Genomic DNA, 16,024 nt, shown 5'->3' on the forward strand with positions numbered 1-16,024 from the left:
CGTGGTTAAATCTCGACTCTCGCAGCAACGCGATCTCGCTTCTCGCCTCTTCCCGAAGGGAATAAAAAAGCAGCCCTGAGGCTGCTTTTTAGTTATTCGGTTCCGCCAACAGTGATAGCATCGAGTTTGAGTGTCGGTTGGCCGACGCCGACTGGGACGCTTTGGCCGGCTTTGCCGCACACGCCGACACCGCGATCGATGTCGAGATCATTACCGACCATGGATACCTGCTGCATCGCTTCGATACCTGACCCGATCAGGGTGGCGCCTTTGACTGGGCGGGTGATCTTGCCATCTTCAATCAAGTAGGCTTCTGAGGTTGAGAATACGAACTTACCTGAGGTGATGTCGACTTGACCGCCACCAAAATTTGGCGCGTACAGGCCTTTCTTCACCGTAGAGATGATCTCTTCAGGGGTATGCTCACCAGGTAGCATGTAGGTGTTGGTCATGCGTGGCATTGGTAGGTGGGCATATGACTCACGACGAGCGTTACCGGTTGGGTTAACACCCATTAGGCGCGCATTGAGCTTATCTTGCATGTAGCCTTTGAGCACGCCACCCTCGATCAGGGTGTTGTACTGACCATTAACGCCTTCATCATCGACATTGAGCGAGCCACGTCGATGGGCCATGGTGCCATCATCAACAATTGTACACAGGCTCGAAGTCACTTGATCGCCGATCTTGCCACTAAAGACAGAAGACTCTTTACGGTTAAAGTCCCCCTCGAGTCCGTGGCCAACCGCTTCGTGCAGCAAAACGCCTGGCCAGCCATTACCCAACACGACCGGCATCGTACCAGCAGGCGCGGCATCAGCATCGAGGTTAACCATCGCTTGGCGAATTGCCTCATCGGCAAAGTGGTAAGCACGCTGTTGACCCTCAAGATCATCAAGGAAGAAATCATAACCCACGCGGCCACCGCCACCCGCACTACCACGCTCACGGCGCTCGCCGCGCTGGGCAAGCACGCTGATCGATAGGCGCACCAGTGGGCGAATGTCTCCAGCAAAGGTGCCATCTGTCGCCGCCACCAGCATATTTTCATGCACGCCGTTAAGGCTAATCGACACCTCTTGGATCAGTGGCTCCTTGGTACGAATGTAGGCATCAAGCTCTTTCAGTAATTTGGTTTTCTGCTCTTTTTGCCAAGACTTGAGCGGATTGACCGCTTGGTAGTAGGCCTGATTATCACTGCGTTTAAACGCCTGCACCGAGCCGTTTTGCCCTTGCTGAGCAATACCACGAGCGGCAATAGCGCTCTGCTTAAGGCTATCGAGTTGGATTTGATCAGAGTAGGCGAAACCGGTCTTCTCCCCCGTTATCGCACGAACACCAACACCACGGTCAATGTTGAACGAGCCATCTTTAATAATGCTGTCTTCCAGCACCAGTGACTCATGCCAGCTGGATTGGAAATAAATATCAGCATAGTCAATCTGACGTGTCGCGATACTGGAGAGCGTATCGGCAATATCTTGTTCAGTTAATCCTGCTGGGGCCAATAGGGCCTCTTCAATGCGGTCTATGCTCATAAATTGCTCTTATTAAAAGTTATTCTACTTGATCAATCGATTTTGAAATCTTGAATGTTGAGTGACTGGCATATTGTGTCTTAGTTCTTTCACCACGGAAAGATCTATCTCCGCAATCCCATTTTGTGCCCGCTGCCCCAACTCAATGATCACTTCTCCCCAAGGACTCACAACCATCGAGTGCCCCCAGGTTTCTCGCCCACATGGATGTCGTCCGGTTTGATTAACCGCCACCACATAGGCCTGATTTTCTATCGCTCTCGCGGTCAATAGAGAGCGCCAGTGCGCCGCTCCTGTCACCGCGGTAAATGCCGCTGGAACCAAGAGGATATTTGCACCGAGGCGAACCAGCTCTGAATAGAGCTGTGGAAAACGCAGATCGTAACAGATAGACAGCCCAAGGTGACCAAATGGCGTATCGATACACTCTACGGCATTGCCTGCCGTAAAGGTCTCCGATTCACGATAACTGCGGTGGGCATCGTCGACATCGACGTCAAACATATGCAGTTTATCGTAGTGTGTTACCAATAGCCCTTGATCATTAAAGACCAAGGTTGAGGTGGACACGCCCCCGGCTCTGCGTATTGGCATGCTACCGATGATCAGCCATACCCCGGCCTCTTTGGCGAGCAAGCCGAGTTCCAGTTGCAGTGCGCCAACCCCTAAGTGCTCAGCCACGGCGTGATAGTCACTCTTGCGCCCAAACACCAGCGCATTCTCAGGCGTCATTATCCATTTAACGCCGCGCTTTGCCAGGTGAAAGACTTGCTCTTTAATATACGTCAGGTTTTCTATCGGGTCAGGTCCCGAGGTCATCTGTATGATGCCGACACGCTCCATGTCATCCACTTCCTTATTGGTTTACTTGCCTCTTAGCTCCTCTGGCAAGGTGTACTCGCCTTGGCTTCGAGATATCTCCCGTACCGACGGTGCATCAAACGGGCCTTTGACTTCATAATTAACTTGGGTGAAAACCTCAACAATAGGCGATACCACCGTGGTGATCGCCAACACATACAGCGCTGTCTGTGGCGCAACGGCGAAAGCGGTCAGTACCGGGATCCCCGAGGTGATATCCGGTGTAAAGGTCACCTCGGCATCCACGGTTTGGTCGTTGAGATTCGCCAGTCCCTTGATGATCATCTCTCCTGCAATCGCATCCATACGGATATCGTTGGTAACAAACACGCCATTACGAATCTCCCCCTGGCCGGTAATGGAGTTAAAGGCCATGCCACGATCAAACACGTCAGTGAAGTCTAACTGCATACGACGGATGATCGAATCGAGACTAAACATACCAAGCAGACGTGCCGCACCCGAAACATCAGAGATCATGCCCTTACCCAGCTTAACACTGGCATTACCCTGCAGGGTATCGATACGCATTGACCAAGGCGCCCCTTGCCATTGATTTTGGGCTTGCAACTCAAATGGGGCTTGCTGGACACCTGAGCTGATCCCAAAGCGCTCCATCACATCACTGTTGTTTTCACCCTTGATGTCTACTTTCAGCTTTGTATAGCTTTGATCTTCCGTCAACGTCCATTGTGACGAAAGATCCATTTGATTTCTGCCACTTTGGATCTTAATCGTGCGCCAATTGAGGGTATCCCCCTCACGACGCAAGTCCACATTGACCTTACCAACCTTGTAGCCCTGCAACCAAAAATCATCAATCTGCAGATCAATGTTGGGCAAACTGGCGTGCAGATGGCGATCATGCTCAGAGATCAAAGGTTGATCGGACTCCAAACTTTCTACCAACTTAGGCTCTTGATCGGCATTGTCTTCAAGGGCCGGCACAAAGATATTCAGTTGCTCAAGAGCGATATTGAGTTGATCTCCGCCTTCAAAACTGGCGTGCCCTTTGGCTTGTTGGCTATCAAGATTAAAACGCCAATTTTGGCCACGTTTGCGTGCGTTAAAGCTCACATCATGCCAATCCATGGTGGCAAAAGAGAGCCGTTTAACATCCAAATCGATTCGCTGAGGAAGTGGGATCTCCGGCGTGTTGAGCTCATCAAGCGCAGCCTTTGGCTTACCTTGACTCGGCTCTGCCGCACTCATCCAGTGATCGAGGTTAAATCGATTCGCTCGGATCTGCGCAGTGTGACCCACAATCGGGCTCATTTTAAAGCTACCACTGCCGACGACTAAATGGGTTGCTGCTAGAACTGGCGTTTGTGGGCGGATATCAATTTCTGCTTGGTACTTGGCCTGTGGCAGTTGCAAGCGCGCAGAAATCATTTCCTGATTACCCGAGGCTTCCAGTCGCAGCTTGCCGGCTTTACCCAAAGGCTTATTAAGTGGGTATGGGTGAGCACTTGCTAACTGACTCAACTGCGCCTCACCGTCAATTTGATAGGTGAATCCAACATCATTGAGCTGGATATCTATGCCAACATTCCATGGCGCATGCCCAGTGACAGGCTCAAGCCATTGCTGGCCGACATAGGGATAAAGAGGCTTAATCTGCCAATCCCCTAGCACATCAACATTAACCGCATAGCCACGGCCGGCATTTTCACCACTAAAGTCGACTGAAACAGGTTGGCTGAGCAGCTGCGCATCCAGCCCTGTCGAGCGCACGACGTCATTATCGAATTCAATCGTGCCGCTGACCGACTCGAGTACCATCGGCGGGGTATCTATCGTAACAAGATTATCGCTTAGCTCTGCGCGGCCCCATGCGCGTGCTTCTTCGCTGCCTTCAAAGGGTATATTGAGTTGAAAACTCGCCTCGACTTCACCTTGAACATCAATCGCAGTTAGTGCGGCCCCGACAGAATCAACCAAAGGTGAGGCCGTCATGTAATCACGCACCGCTGGGCCGGGACCGATTGCCCGCGCCTCAATCTCAATATGCCCATCACTGTGTAATGCAGGTATGCGCCCCACTACGCGAGAGGCCTCAATGTCCATTAATTTGGCCGATCTTGAATCAAGGTACATCGACTCATTTTCGAATAACAAATCAAGCTGCATATCCGTCAAAGCAGGCCATGAGGTTTCGAAGCTGTATTTTGCTTCACGCAGCCCCACCCATGCCTGAAACACTCCTTCGTTATCACGGTAGGGGAAGTCGCCTAATTCGCCATACCAAAGCAGTTTGGCGGTCTCGACTCGACCACCCTGAATAGCGGTTGACAGATAATCCGTGAGTCCCAACCCCAAAGCACGCGTAGGCAGGTAACGCCACACTTGACCAGCATCAAACAGATCTGCCTCAGCATAGAAAGAAAGGAACGGGCTTTTTTGTTTAGGAAAGTCTAAGCGAAACGCACCCAATACCTGAATATCAGGGGTCGCTGCTGTGACTTTGTCAGCCCACAGTGACCAGCCGCTCTCATCGCGCTGCCAAACGATATCGGTATGGGCTTGGCGCATATTCAGGGGGGCTTGGAAAACATCGCCATAAGGCAGCACATCATCGAATAACGACAGCGTCGCTCGCGCTTGATAGGCATTGCCAAATAGCGATAGGTTCGCCTTGTGCACCTCTGGCAATAGGCCCCACTGGGCGATACCTAAATTGTGCACGTCGACAGAATAGGTGAGAGAGTCAATCCCCTCACTCATCGAGATGCGCAAATCTTCCACCCGACCATAAGGGGCCAGTTGTTCAATGGTTTGTGAGGCTTGCTCAGAGTCTGGTAACAACTTCACCAGTGGTGTCACCGCTTGAATGTCCAGTTCGGAGACATTCAAGCGCCAACCGGTACTAGACAGATCAAACGCCAAGTCCAGCTCCGGCCACTGAATATCGTCGGTTCGTAGCTCGAGTGAGTGCCCACTCACCTGCAAGCCATTTTCAGTTGGAAAAAGCTTAAATACACCAGATTCAAGCATCAGCTCATGTTGAGCACCTTCTTGCCAAATCAACTCAGATGGGTTGAACTCAAGATAAGCATCAACCGGTCGGCTATTGGCTAGGGATATCCAAGTTGCAAAGCTCAAGTGACCGCTCTGGATACCCGTCTCACTTTGCAGGTAACTGTTGAGCCATGGGGTCACAAACAGAGATTCTGCCTCAAGATAGAATTCCCCAGAAATATCCGCTAATGAGCCATGGTCACGAAAGTCAGCACTCACCTTGAGGGCACTGATATTGGCATCGGCGATACTCACCACGCCCTCTGCTAGGTGGCGTTTGCCAATATTTCGCCAACGTAGTTTATCGATGTCTAGGGCGCGCAACTCACCGTCGATGCCAAGATACGCAATCCGTGAGTCATAAAGAGAAAAGTCATCGAGCTGACGCAAAAACAGTTGTTCAATCTGCTTTAGTTGCGCTTTGGTATCGCGAGGCTGTCCCACTTCGCCAGCCTCATTGACAGGGTTGAACAAATCAACCGACTGCAGGTTGAGATCGAGTCCATGCACATTGAGCTCAGCCACGACAGGCTTGAGCCTGAACAAGGACTGGATGATATCAAACTCAATATCCAGACGCTCAGCAACCAGCTGAATTTCTGTGTCAGCTGGCAAGTCGACATGAATGCTTTGCAGTGAAATTGAAGGGTGGGTGTTACGCCAATAACCACGCACATCCTGGATCTCAAGATCGAGTCCAGTGTACTGATTGACGAAAAGGTGGATTTCATCCTGAAATTGATTCAGTTTAGGTAACGTCACGCGCAAGGCGGTGACGGCAATGGCCAACATCACCATCACCGAAACCAACAGCCACAAAATACAGTGCCATAAGCGCGTCATTGCTTTACTCACGAGAGCCCCTACATCATCACAACGTCAAACTGTTCTTGAATGTAGAGTGGCTCCGCCTGTACCTGTACCTGTTTACCGATAAAGATTTCCAGCTCAGCTAAAGCATGCGATTCTTCACCCTCAAGCGTATCTGCAACCGCAGGCGAGGCATAAACCACGAAATTATCCGCATCATAGGCACGGTTCACTCGCGTGATCTCACGCAAGATCTCATAACAGACCGTCTCGACTGTTTTGACGCTACCGCGCCCTTCACAAGTTGGGCATCCCGTGCAAAGTACGTGCTCGATACTCTCACGCGTGCGTTTGCGAGTCATCTCAACCAGCCCCAACTGAGTAAAGCCATTGATATTGGTTTTAACTCGGTCTGCACTGAGAGCAGACTCAAGCGATGTAAGTACTCGCTTACGGTGTTCTTCAGAAGCCATATCAATAAAGTCTATGATGATAATACCGCCAAGATTACGCAGTCGTAATTGACGTGCGATCGCTTGCGTGGCCTCAACATTGGTATTGAAGATGGTTTCTTCAAGATTACGTCGACCGACAAAGGCTCCAGTGTTGATATCTACCGTGGTCATCGCCTCGGTTTGATCAATGATCAGGTAGCCGCCAGACTTCAACTCCACCTTGCGCTCGAGAGAGCGCTGAATCTCATTCTCGGTGTCGTACATATCAAAGATAGGTTTATCGCCCTCGTAAAGCTCCAGCTTCTCGGCAAGCTCAGGGACATATTCACTGCAGAACTCCAACAAGTTTTCGTACTCTAGGCGTGAGTCCACCAAGATTTTGGTCAGCTCAGTACCCACGAAGTCACGTAATACTCGGTGAGATAAACCAAGCTCACCATACAAGGTCGATCGAGTGATATACTTACTGCGGCGCTCTTGCACCTTAGTCCACAAGCGTTTAAGGAACTTAGCATCTTGAGCCAGTTCTTTACACTCAGCGCCCTCAGCTGCCGTGCGGATAATAAACCCGCCGTTTTCATCGCAGTATTGTGATACGACCTTCTTTAGGCGATGACGCTCTTCTTCGCTATCGATACGCTGTGACACGCCAACATGGCTCGCACCTGGCATAAAGACTAAGTAACGCGATGGCAATGTGATATCGGTAGTCAAGCGAGCACCCTTGGTGCCGAGCGGATCTTTCACCACCTGGACCACAATATCTTGCCCTTGGCGCACCAGCTCAGAGATGTCTCGTACCTGAAATTGCTTCTTCTCATTTTCGGCCACGCATTCTGTGTGTGGCACAATATCAGACGCATGCAAAAATGCCGCCTTCTCTAGGCCAATATCAACGAAGGCCGCTTGCATCCCTGGCAGCACTCGGCTGACCTTGCCCTTATAAATATTTCCGACGATGCCACGTTTCGCTTCTCGCTCCACATGGACTTCTTGAAGGACTCCTCCTTCAATCATCGCAACCCGAGTCTCGCTCGGTGTCACGTTAATCAATAGCTCCGCACTCATGTGCACCCCAATCCTATTTATAAAAACTTGTGCAGCAACTGGTCGGTCTCGTATAAGGGCAGACCAACCACCGCGTGGTAACTTCCTTCAATGCGAGTCACGAAGCGCCCACCGAGCCCCTGGATGCCATAACTGCCTGCTTTATCGTGAGGTTCTCCCGATAGCCAGTATTGTTCGATTTCTTGTTCGCTTAATGGCTTAAACCACACCTTGGTCGTCACGACACTGGTATAAATTTGTTTCCGAGACACGACGGTCACCGCTGTCATGACTTGATGCTGGCTGTCTGACAGTTGCATCAACATCTGTTTTGAGTTCTGCAGATCACAAGGCTTCTCAAGCACGGTGTCGCCACTGACCACTATCGTATCAGAGCCAATCACTACCGCCTGATCATCACTGATCAGGCCCAAACCTGCCTGAGCTTTATCTTGTGATAGCCGCACGACATAGTCATACGGCTTTTCTCCCGCCAGTTGACGTTCTTCAACCTCGGGTTTAATAATCTCGAAACGATAGCCTAGTTGCTCGAGCAGTTCGGCTCGTCTCGGCGAGCCAGAGGCTAATATCAACCGTTTTTCAGTCACCTGCTAACCTCTCTTGGATGGTTATTTTATGTGCCAGTGACGTCGCACGCGGCGAAGGAGTAAAAACATCCATGGCCAGAGGACAAACGTCACCAATCCGCTCCATAATGAGGACGGGTTAAACACGATATCTTGAATCAGATACTCGCCCCAAAAGACCAGTATCTCCAATAGCATAGCCAATATCGCAACCAATAATGCCTGCTGCCAAAGCGCCATGTTACGCAGAACAAGAAAATTGAGCGCAACTAAATACACGATAATAGAGAACATCATACCGCGAATGCCTAGGGTAGATCCGAGCAGTATATCCCACAACAAACCAAGGATCAGTGCAGTGCCAACGTTAACTCGATGCGGCAACGCCATCACCCAGTAACAGACCACAAGTAACAACCATGCTGGACGAAAAACATCGAAGGTACCAGGCCAAGGCAACATCTGCAGCACTAAGGCGATAAAGAACGTTGCGTATATAATCAGACGCCCACCGAGCGAGCTAGTCCTCATTACTCTCTTCCTCTACGGTATGATTGACTCTTTCACCTCGCTCATCACTTGGCCACACCAGCAGCAAGTAACGCAGGCGTTCAAAATCGACGGTTGGCTCGGCTTGGATTGAAGCAAATTCACGGCGTGTATCTTTATTGACAGAGCTAACGACGGCAACTGGATAGCCCTCTGGGTAGACGCCACCCAATCCAGAGCTGACCAGCATATCCCCTTCTTGGATATCTGTACTGGTTGGAATATGGTCAAGCTCGATGGAATCAATCGAGCCAGAGCCGGAGGCGATCACGCGGATATCGTTGCGCAGCACCTGGACCGGTATCGCGCTATGATTGTCACCAAGCAATAAAACACGGCTGTTGTGCGAGCCAACAAAGGTTACCTGCCCTACAACACCACTTTCATTGATCACCGGCTGCCCTTCAAACACACCATCTAAAGAGCCTTTATCAATCACTACTTGGCGACTGTATGGCGTGGTATCCACCGCCATAACCTCGGTCACGACCTTGCGTTCATCGCGAATGAATGGTGAATCAAGCAGTTTGCGCAGGCGTTGGTTTTCTTCTCTGTAGTGCTGCAACAAGAGCAACTCACTTTGCAGGATCTGCGCTTCTTGACGCATCGCCATATTATCGCGACGCAACTGACCCCGAGTATGAAAGCGATCATAGAAGTCATCAAACATACGACGAGGCGTGTCCGCCACGTAATGCAAAGGGGACACTAGAGTATTAAGAAAATAACGGACACTTGAAAACGCATCTAAACGACTATCAGCCAGCATAAGGCTGGCTGATAGTACAACGGCAATAAAGAGACGTAGTTGAAGCGAAGGTCCTCTGCCAAAAATCGGCTTCATATTATGAGAGTTCCTCGATCATTAAACGGGGAGTCAACGCCCCCCCTTACAACAACTGAGTGCTGGTGTCATTACTCTTCACTGAATAGATCGCCGCCATGCATATCCATCATGTCTAGAGCCTTACCGCCACCAAGGGCAACACAGGTCAGAGGATCTTCTGCGATCACCACTGGGATACCTGTCTCTTCAGCAATCAAACGGTCAAGGTCACGCAGCAACGCGCCACCACCAGTGAGGACCATACCGTTTTCAGAGATATCCGACGCCAGCTCAGGTGGACATTGCTCTAGCGCAACCATGACTGCAGAAACAATACCTGTCAACGGCTCTTGCAGGGCTTCAAGGATCTCATTCGAGTTGAGGCTGAAGCTGCGCGGCACACCCTCGGCCAAGTTACGACCACGAACCTCGATTTCACGCACTTCGTCGCCCGGATAAGCCGAGCCGATGTCATGCTTGATCTTCTCAGCTGTTGCTTCACCGATCAAGCTGCCGTAGTTACGACGAACGTAGTTAATGATCGCCTCATCAAAACGGTCACCACCGATGCGCACTGATGAAGAGTAAACCACACCGTTGAGTGAGATCACGGCAACCTCTGTGGTACCACCACCGATATCAACCACCATCGAGCCCGTCGGCTCTGACACGCGCAGGCCGGCACCAATAGCCGCGGCCATAGGCTCATCAATCAGGTACACATCACGCGCACCCGCGCCCAGCGCTGATTCACGGATCGCACGACGCTCAACCTGGGTTGAACCACATGGTACACACACCAACACGCGAGGGCTTGGTTTTAGGAAGCTGTTCTCGTGCACTTGCTTGATGAAGTGCTGCAGCATTTTCTCCGTTACGTAGAAGTCGGCAATCACGCCGTCTTTCATTGGACGAATTGCAGAAATATTGCCAGGTGTACGACCGAGCATCTGTTTCGCAGCATGACCCACCGCTGCAACGCTTTTTCCGCCACGACCTTTGTCCTGACGAATAGCAACTACTGAAGGCTCATCTAGGACGATGCCTTGGCCTTTTACATAAATCAAAGTGTTGGCAGTACCTAAATCGATAGATAGGTCGTTCGAAAACATGCCACGAAGTTTTTTGAACATATTCTTTGCTCGTCCTGCAAGAATTAGAAGATAGAAAATTGCTCTAAATGTACCAATGCCTTGCTTTTACAGCAAGGCATTGCTGAGTAAAGATGGAGTAAAAAGCACAATTTCTGACAGATTCTTTACCGAGTTAAAAATTTGTTGCCTTTACTGTTCGGTAAAACCCCCTTGAAAGCAGAAATTATTGCGATCAATACCTCAACTGCGAAAATTCGATTTAATGCCGGTGCATTGATGTGAACTGATACGCCGGTTAAAGTGTAGCCATAATTAGGCGAAGTTCTCGACTCATTTATGACCTATCGCAATGACTTAAAGCACTCACCAGGTTGTGCTCAGCGACTTCGCTTCCATCGGTTACGGCGACCAGGTTTTACCCGAGAAGAAACCGGCTCAGCCCGAGAAACCGAATGCTCAAGCGACTTTACTGGCTCTAGTAATGGCTGCTCAGCTTGGTACATTCGCCCTTGAACCCCCGTCACCCCAAGTTCACATAGCATCTTCATCTCTGCCTTGTTCTCGACACCGACCCCAACCACGCTCGCCTCATTGCTCTCACAAGCCCCAATCATACTCAGGATAAACAACTGGTTCTCTTGGCGCTGATCAATACGCTTGATCAGACTGCGATGCAATTTGAGATAACTGATGTTGAGGTCTTTGAGGTAATAGGTACTTACGATAGTACGTCCGGCTTGAGCAACCACCACTTGGCACCCCATTCCTGTGAGCCTACGGATCACCGGGCGCATATAATCAAGGTGCTCCACCAACTGCCCCTCAACGAACTCAAACGCCAGTCGACGTCGCATTTGCGAGGTCAATTGAAGCAGCTCGAAACTAAACCAGCGTAGGTAGTTGCGGTCTGAAAAAGGACTGACGTACAAGCTGATAGAGATATCACCCGACAAAGTATCCTGATTGAGCTCTTTGATAATACGTGTCATCACCGCCTTATCAAACCGGGCCTCATACCCGACTGACTCGATCGCTAAGCCAAAGCGACTGCTTTTGAGCTCGCCTTTTTCTGGGTCTTGGAGCCGGATTGAGACGTGTTGGTGGATCAGAGAAGTTTGGTTGTCTGTCAGGAGTTTAAAGCAGGGTTGGGTGTAAAGGATCAAGCGCTCAGGCTGAAGGACTTCATCAAACAAGGAGCGCCAACGCACGCTTCCACGCTCTTGATTATCCAAGGTCTGTTTTTCGAACTTGCTCCAGCCTGTGACACGCTGCAGTTGAGCTGTTTTTACCGCTGTCTCTACCTCACTGATAATTCGACTTGGGAGCTCTCCCTCTTGATACAGGGTCGCACCAATGTGACACCAATTGTCCCGCTCTAATGGCGCTAATGGTGCTATTTTCTCCACCTGCTTAAGGCAGTTGACGGCAATAGTCGCGATCTCTTTAGCCCCTTGATGCGGCAGCAACAGAGCAAAATCACTGGCGTAGTAACGAGACAGCATGGCATCGGGGTAACGCTGCACGATATGAGCGAGACTCTCAGCCACTTGGACGACAAAGCCATCGATATCCTTGCGAGGGTGCGCCTCTTTAAGCGCCTCCCAGTCATCAATACGAACCAGCAACACCCCGCCTGCAGAGCCACTTTCATTCAGGGTTGAGTCGAGCTTACTATCAAACAGAATGCGGTTGGCATTGCCAGTCAGTTTATCGAGAAAAGTTTGGCTGCGGATAAAGGTATCAAAGCGACTGCGCTCTTGGCGGGCATCTTTGAGCTCTTCAATCAGCTTATCAAGGGCTTCACTTGCTGTGAATGGCCACTCTTGCTCATCACCTTTGGCATACTGTTCGACTCGGCCAGCTAAGATCATCCGCCCGCGCTCCTCCAAGAGCTCGGATCCATGTAACTGCTGGCGCAACCACCCTACCCCACGCACTAGGCAAAATGCGATCAGAGCAAAGGCTAAGGAGATAGAGGACAGTGCTCCTATCGAATAGCCGAAGCCGAGGTAAGGGGGCATGACAGTAAAAATGATCGAATAACCGGGATTGCGCTCTAACTCAAAACTCTGCTCAACCAGAAGAGCACTATCATGACGCGAGGCGGTGTTCTTGTAGCGATAGACAACCCCGACTTGAGAGAGCAAACGCATCTCCACAATATTGTTTGCTTGAAGCATTTTCGGGATCCAGCTCTGCATCGAATAAGCCGCATCAGGGTCTTCCATCTCCTTATCAACCACCTCGGCAATCCCTGCGAGTGACTGATGGATATAGTCTTGACCAATACGTTTGAAAGAGAGAGCACCACCGACAAAAAGGATAAAGGTCGCGCTGATCACTATCATAGTGACAAATGCCACCAGCCGAGTGCTGAGTTTTAGGGTTGGTGTATACCTTGCCATCCGTTGCGTTGCTTCCTTAGCCTGCCTCAGACCGCAGTATAAAAGACGGTGTCAGTACGAGTCGAGATATCGGTGTGAAATAATTAAAAATAGTAGAAGGGCTCTCAATTATACTCAAGTGCCTGACTAACCTTGTGCTCTCGCTAACCATATCAATTCACTATCCTGTATGCCATTAACAATAACCCCAGCACTGAGGCTGGGGTTATTAATATCACAACAGGGTGAGCAGTCGGCTTAGAACGGAATATCGTCGTCAAAGTCCATTGGTGGCTCGTTGTATTGTGGCTGCTGCTGTGGGGCATTTTGCGGAGCTGCCTGCTGGCGAGGAGCTTGTGCTGCAGGCTGTTGAGGCTGACCCCAAGATTGCTGCTGACCACCTTGCATCTGGCCACCGGCTGGTGCGCCCATACCGCCGCCTTGCTGCGCACGGCCGCCAAGCATCTGCATTACGCCATTAAAGCCTTGAACAACCACTTCTGTGGTATAGCGATCTTGACCGCTCTGATCTTGCCACTTACGCGTTTGCAGTTGACCTTCAATGTACACCTGTGAGCCTTTACGCAGGTACTCACCGGCCACTTCAGCCAACTTACCGAATAGGGCGACACGGTGCCACTCAGTTTTCTCACGCTGTTCGCCAGTGGCTTTATCACGCCAACTTTCTGAAGTGGCGATCGTGATGTTTGCTACTGCGCCGCCGCTCGGCATGTAGCGAATTTCCGGATCGTTACCTAGGTTACCCACCAAGATAACTTTGTTTACTCCACGGCTAGCCATGATTTGCTCCGTATTCTTGTTTATTTCAAAAGACAGCGGGTAGGATAACACGCTTAGTGACAAATCGCCTAGCCAGAGCTGTGGGCAAATCCTGTCACTGGTTCTGCCCTAAGTATGATTCAGAGATTAACAAGTGCATAATCCGCTGGCTGAGAAAATTTCGAGTGACATCATCCTATCCCACACCTGTTTTCAATAATTGAGGATGATTTTTCCAAGTCAGACGCACTTTAATCGCGCTTACGCGGCAAATCGTGCTTATCCATGGTTTCCTGATAGGAGTCCAAACGGTAGGAGGCACTATGCCATCTCAAAGCCCCATGTCACCTCAAAACACTATGTCATCTCAAGGTACTATGCCGCCACAAAAAGCCTTGTCGCCGCAAAGAGCGATGTCACCAAGAGCCGACTACACGCGAACCCTATTCTTCCTCTGCGCTGACACTAAAGAGAACCACCTTCATATCAACCGACTTGAGCAGAATCTCGACCAGCCCATTTTGCGCATTACGCCGCATGACTTACTCGATAAGCACCAAAAATACAGACACAAAATCTTGTTGATTGACTACCCCACTCGCACCCTTTTCACTCAACAGGTGTGCAGCTTACCCATCGACATTCTCGAGTTTGACACGATACTGATTAACGTCCTGCAACGCATGACCACAGATGAGCTGGTACGCTACGGTAATCTAAAAGGCTTGTTTGAGCGGGGTCAGAGCACCAAGGAGATAGTCGAAGGCTGCCAGCAGGTGATCAATGGCCAAAACTGGCTACCTCGCAAAGTCACCAGTCAACTGCTGCACTATTATCGACATACCTTCAAACATAAAACCTCGCCAGCTGTGGTGGATCTGACCGCTCGCGAGTTACAAATCCTGCGCTACTTACAGGGTGGCTCATCGAATGTTCAGATGGCCGAAAGCATGTTTATCAGCGAGTTCACGGTGAAGTCTCACCTCTACCAGATTTTTCGCAAGCTCAATGTCAAAAATCGCGTTCAGGCTGTGGCTTGGGCCGATTTACACCTAATCTCGTAATTATTGCTTCGATTTAGGCTGATTGATCACAAGGAATAATGATTAAGTCATATAAAAGGTGATACCCTATGTGGCGGGAAGTAACGAAATGTAAAACCAAATACATAGATAAGGTTAGGTAAAATGATTAAAAAGTGTCTATTTCCAGCTGCAGGCTATGGCACGCGCTTTCTGCCAGCGACGAAATCAATGCCAAAAGAGATGATGCCAGTTGTTAATAAGCCACTGATTGAGTATGGCGTTGAAGAAGCAATTCAAGCTGGTATGAACGGTATGTGCATTGTTACCGGTCGTGGCAAGCACTCGATCATGGACCACTTCGACAAAAACTACGAGCTGGAGCACCAGATCAGCGGTACCAACAAAGAAGAGCTGTTGGTCGATATCCGCGAGATCATCGATAGTGCTCACTTTACCTACATTCGCCAGCGTGAAATGAAAGGCCTTGGTCACGCAATCTTAACCGGGCGTGAATTAGTGGGTGATGAACCATTCGCTGTGGTTCTGGCCGATGACTTATGTGTTAATGAGCAAGACGGTGTACTTGCACAAATGGTAGCACTCTTTAAACAGTTCCGCTGCTCAATCGTCGCCGTTCAGGAAGTTCCTGATGATGAGACGCATAAGTACGGGGTGATTTCCGGTGAAATGATCAAAGACGATATCTTCCGCGTCGATGATATGGTTGAGAAGCCTGAGCCAGGCACCGCGCCTAGCAACTTGGCCATTATTGGTCGCTACATCTTGACTCCAGATATTTTTGATCTTATTGAGCAGACTGAGCCGGGCAAAGGTGGCGAAATTCAGATCACTGATGCGCTCCTTAAACAAGCGCAAGCAGGCTGTGTGCTGGCGTACAAATTTAAGGGCAAGCGATTCGATTGTGGCAGTGTTGAGGGCTACATTGAAGCAACAAACTACTGCTTCGAACACCTTTATCTAAAAGATGAAAAAACCACAGAGTTGGGCAAACACTCAACAGAAAAAACCGCTTAGACGTTTTTTCTAGCC

General features: G+C 50.0%; 12 protein-coding genes. 2 read left to right on the forward strand and 10 right to left on the reverse strand.

Going from position 1 to position 16,024, the window contains the following annotated elements:
- Nucleotides 1-92: 92 nt before the first annotated feature.
- The 10 genes from tldD to ACSTTG_RS04570 form a co-directional block, all read right to left on the reverse strand.
- Nucleotides 93-1,538: a metalloprotease TldD gene (gene tldD / locus ACSTTG_RS04525; protein WP_438473888.1), complete on the reverse strand. Its 1,446-nt coding sequence runs from the start codon at nucleotides 1,536-1,538 to the stop codon at nucleotides 93-95.
- A 24-nt stretch (nucleotides 1,539-1,562) separates the two neighbouring features.
- Nucleotides 1,563-2,381, reverse strand: coding sequence for a carbon-nitrogen hydrolase family protein (locus ACSTTG_RS04530; RefSeq protein ID WP_438459253.1), 819 nt, complete (start codon nucleotides 2,379-2,381; stop codon nucleotides 1,563-1,565).
- A gap of 21 nt (nucleotides 2,382-2,402) precedes the next feature.
- A complete protein-coding gene (locus tag ACSTTG_RS04535; RefSeq protein WP_438473889.1) occupies nucleotides 2,403-6,272 on the reverse strand; it encodes a YhdP family protein in 3,870 nt (1,289 codons plus the stop codon).
- A gap of 8 nt (nucleotides 6,273-6,280) precedes the next feature.
- Complete coding sequence (gene rng / locus ACSTTG_RS04540) at nucleotides 6,281-7,750, reverse strand: ribonuclease G (protein WP_438459255.1); 1,470 nt, start codon at nucleotides 7,748-7,750, stop codon at nucleotides 6,281-6,283.
- Between the two features lie 17 nt (nucleotides 7,751-7,767).
- Nucleotides 7,768-8,337: a Maf family protein gene (locus ACSTTG_RS04545; protein WP_438473890.1), complete on the reverse strand. Its 570-nt coding sequence runs from the start codon at nucleotides 8,335-8,337 to the stop codon at nucleotides 7,768-7,770.
- 21 nt (nucleotides 8,338-8,358) lie between these two features.
- A complete protein-coding gene (gene mreD / locus ACSTTG_RS04550; protein ID WP_438459257.1) occupies nucleotides 8,359-8,847 on the reverse strand; it encodes a rod shape-determining protein MreD in 489 nt (162 codons plus the stop codon).
- The gene (gene mreC, locus ACSTTG_RS04555; protein WP_438459258.1) at nucleotides 8,837-9,709 is read right to left on the reverse strand and encodes a rod shape-determining protein MreC; all 873 of its coding nucleotides are present in this window, start codon (nucleotides 9,707-9,709) and stop codon (nucleotides 8,837-8,839) included. Before mreC ends, mreD begins: the two co-directional genes overlap by 11 nt.
- A 71-nt stretch (nucleotides 9,710-9,780) precedes the next feature.
- Entirely contained in the window at nucleotides 9,781-10,824 is a 1,044-nt protein-coding gene (locus ACSTTG_RS04560) for a rod shape-determining protein (RefSeq protein ID WP_438459259.1), read from the reverse strand.
- A gap of 338 nt (nucleotides 10,825-11,162) precedes the next feature.
- Nucleotides 11,163-13,190, reverse strand: a complete 2,028-nt coding sequence (gene csrD / locus ACSTTG_RS04565) for an RNase E specificity factor CsrD (RefSeq protein WP_438473891.1) — start codon at nucleotides 13,188-13,190, stop codon at nucleotides 11,163-11,165.
- Between the two features lie 237 nt (nucleotides 13,191-13,427).
- Entirely contained in the window at nucleotides 13,428-13,970 is a 543-nt protein-coding gene (locus tag ACSTTG_RS04570; RefSeq protein WP_438459261.1) for a single-stranded DNA-binding protein, read from the reverse strand.
- A gap of 392 nt (nucleotides 13,971-14,362) precedes the next feature.
- Here ACSTTG_RS04570 and ACSTTG_RS04575 point away from each other — a divergent pair, with 392 nt between their 5' ends.
- Nucleotides 14,363-15,013, forward strand: a complete 651-nt coding sequence (locus ACSTTG_RS04575; RefSeq protein ID WP_438459283.1) for a LuxR C-terminal-related transcriptional regulator — start codon at nucleotides 14,363-14,365, stop codon at nucleotides 15,011-15,013.
- Nucleotides 15,014-15,136: 123 nt separating this feature from the next.
- Nucleotides 15,137-16,009 carry a UTP--glucose-1-phosphate uridylyltransferase GalU gene (galU, locus tag ACSTTG_RS04580; protein WP_438459262.1) on the forward strand — a complete coding sequence of 291 codons (873 nt, stop codon included), beginning with the start codon at nucleotides 15,137-15,139 and terminating at the stop codon, nucleotides 16,007-16,009.
- Nucleotides 16,010-16,024 lie beyond the last annotated feature (15 nt).

It is taken from the genome of Vibrio glycogenivorans (assembly GCF_051660965.1).
Taxonomy (GTDB): Bacteria; Pseudomonadota; Gammaproteobacteria; order Enterobacterales; family Vibrionaceae; genus Vibrio.

Excerpts from the sequence above, each read along its gene's own strand:
- tldD (WP_438473888.1), bottom strand. The coding sequence starts at position 1,538 with ATGAGCATAGACCGCATTGAAGAGGCCCTATTGGCCCCAGCAGGATTA.
- ACSTTG_RS04530 (WP_438459253.1), bottom strand. The coding sequence starts at position 2,381 with ATGGAGCGTGTCGGCATCATACAGATGACCTCGGGACCTGACCCGATA.
- rng (WP_438459255.1), bottom strand. The coding sequence starts at position 7,750 with ATGAGTGCGGAGCTATTGATTAACGTGACACCGAGCGAGACTCGGGTT.
- mreD (WP_438459257.1), bottom strand. The coding sequence starts at position 8,847 with ATGAGGACTAGCTCGCTCGGTGGGCGTCTGATTATATACGCAACGTTC.
- mreC (WP_438459258.1), bottom strand. The coding sequence starts at position 9,709 with ATGAAGCCGATTTTTGGCAGAGGACCTTCGCTTCAACTACGTCTCTTT.
- ACSTTG_RS04560 (WP_438459259.1), bottom strand. The coding sequence starts at position 10,824 with ATGTTCAAAAAACTTCGTGGCATGTTTTCGAACGACCTATCTATCGAT.
- csrD (WP_438473891.1), bottom strand. The coding sequence starts at position 13,190 with ATGGCAAGGTATACACCAACCCTAAAACTCAGCACTCGGCTGGTGGCA.
- ACSTTG_RS04570 (WP_438459261.1), bottom strand. The coding sequence starts at position 13,970 with ATGGCTAGCCGTGGAGTAAACAAAGTTATCTTGGTGGGTAACCTAGGT.
- ACSTTG_RS04575 (WP_438459283.1), top strand. The coding sequence starts at position 14,363 with ATGTCACCAAGAGCCGACTACACGCGAACCCTATTCTTCCTCTGCGCT.
- galU (WP_438459262.1), top strand. The coding sequence starts at position 15,137 with ATGATTAAAAAGTGTCTATTTCCAGCTGCAGGCTATGGCACGCGCTTT.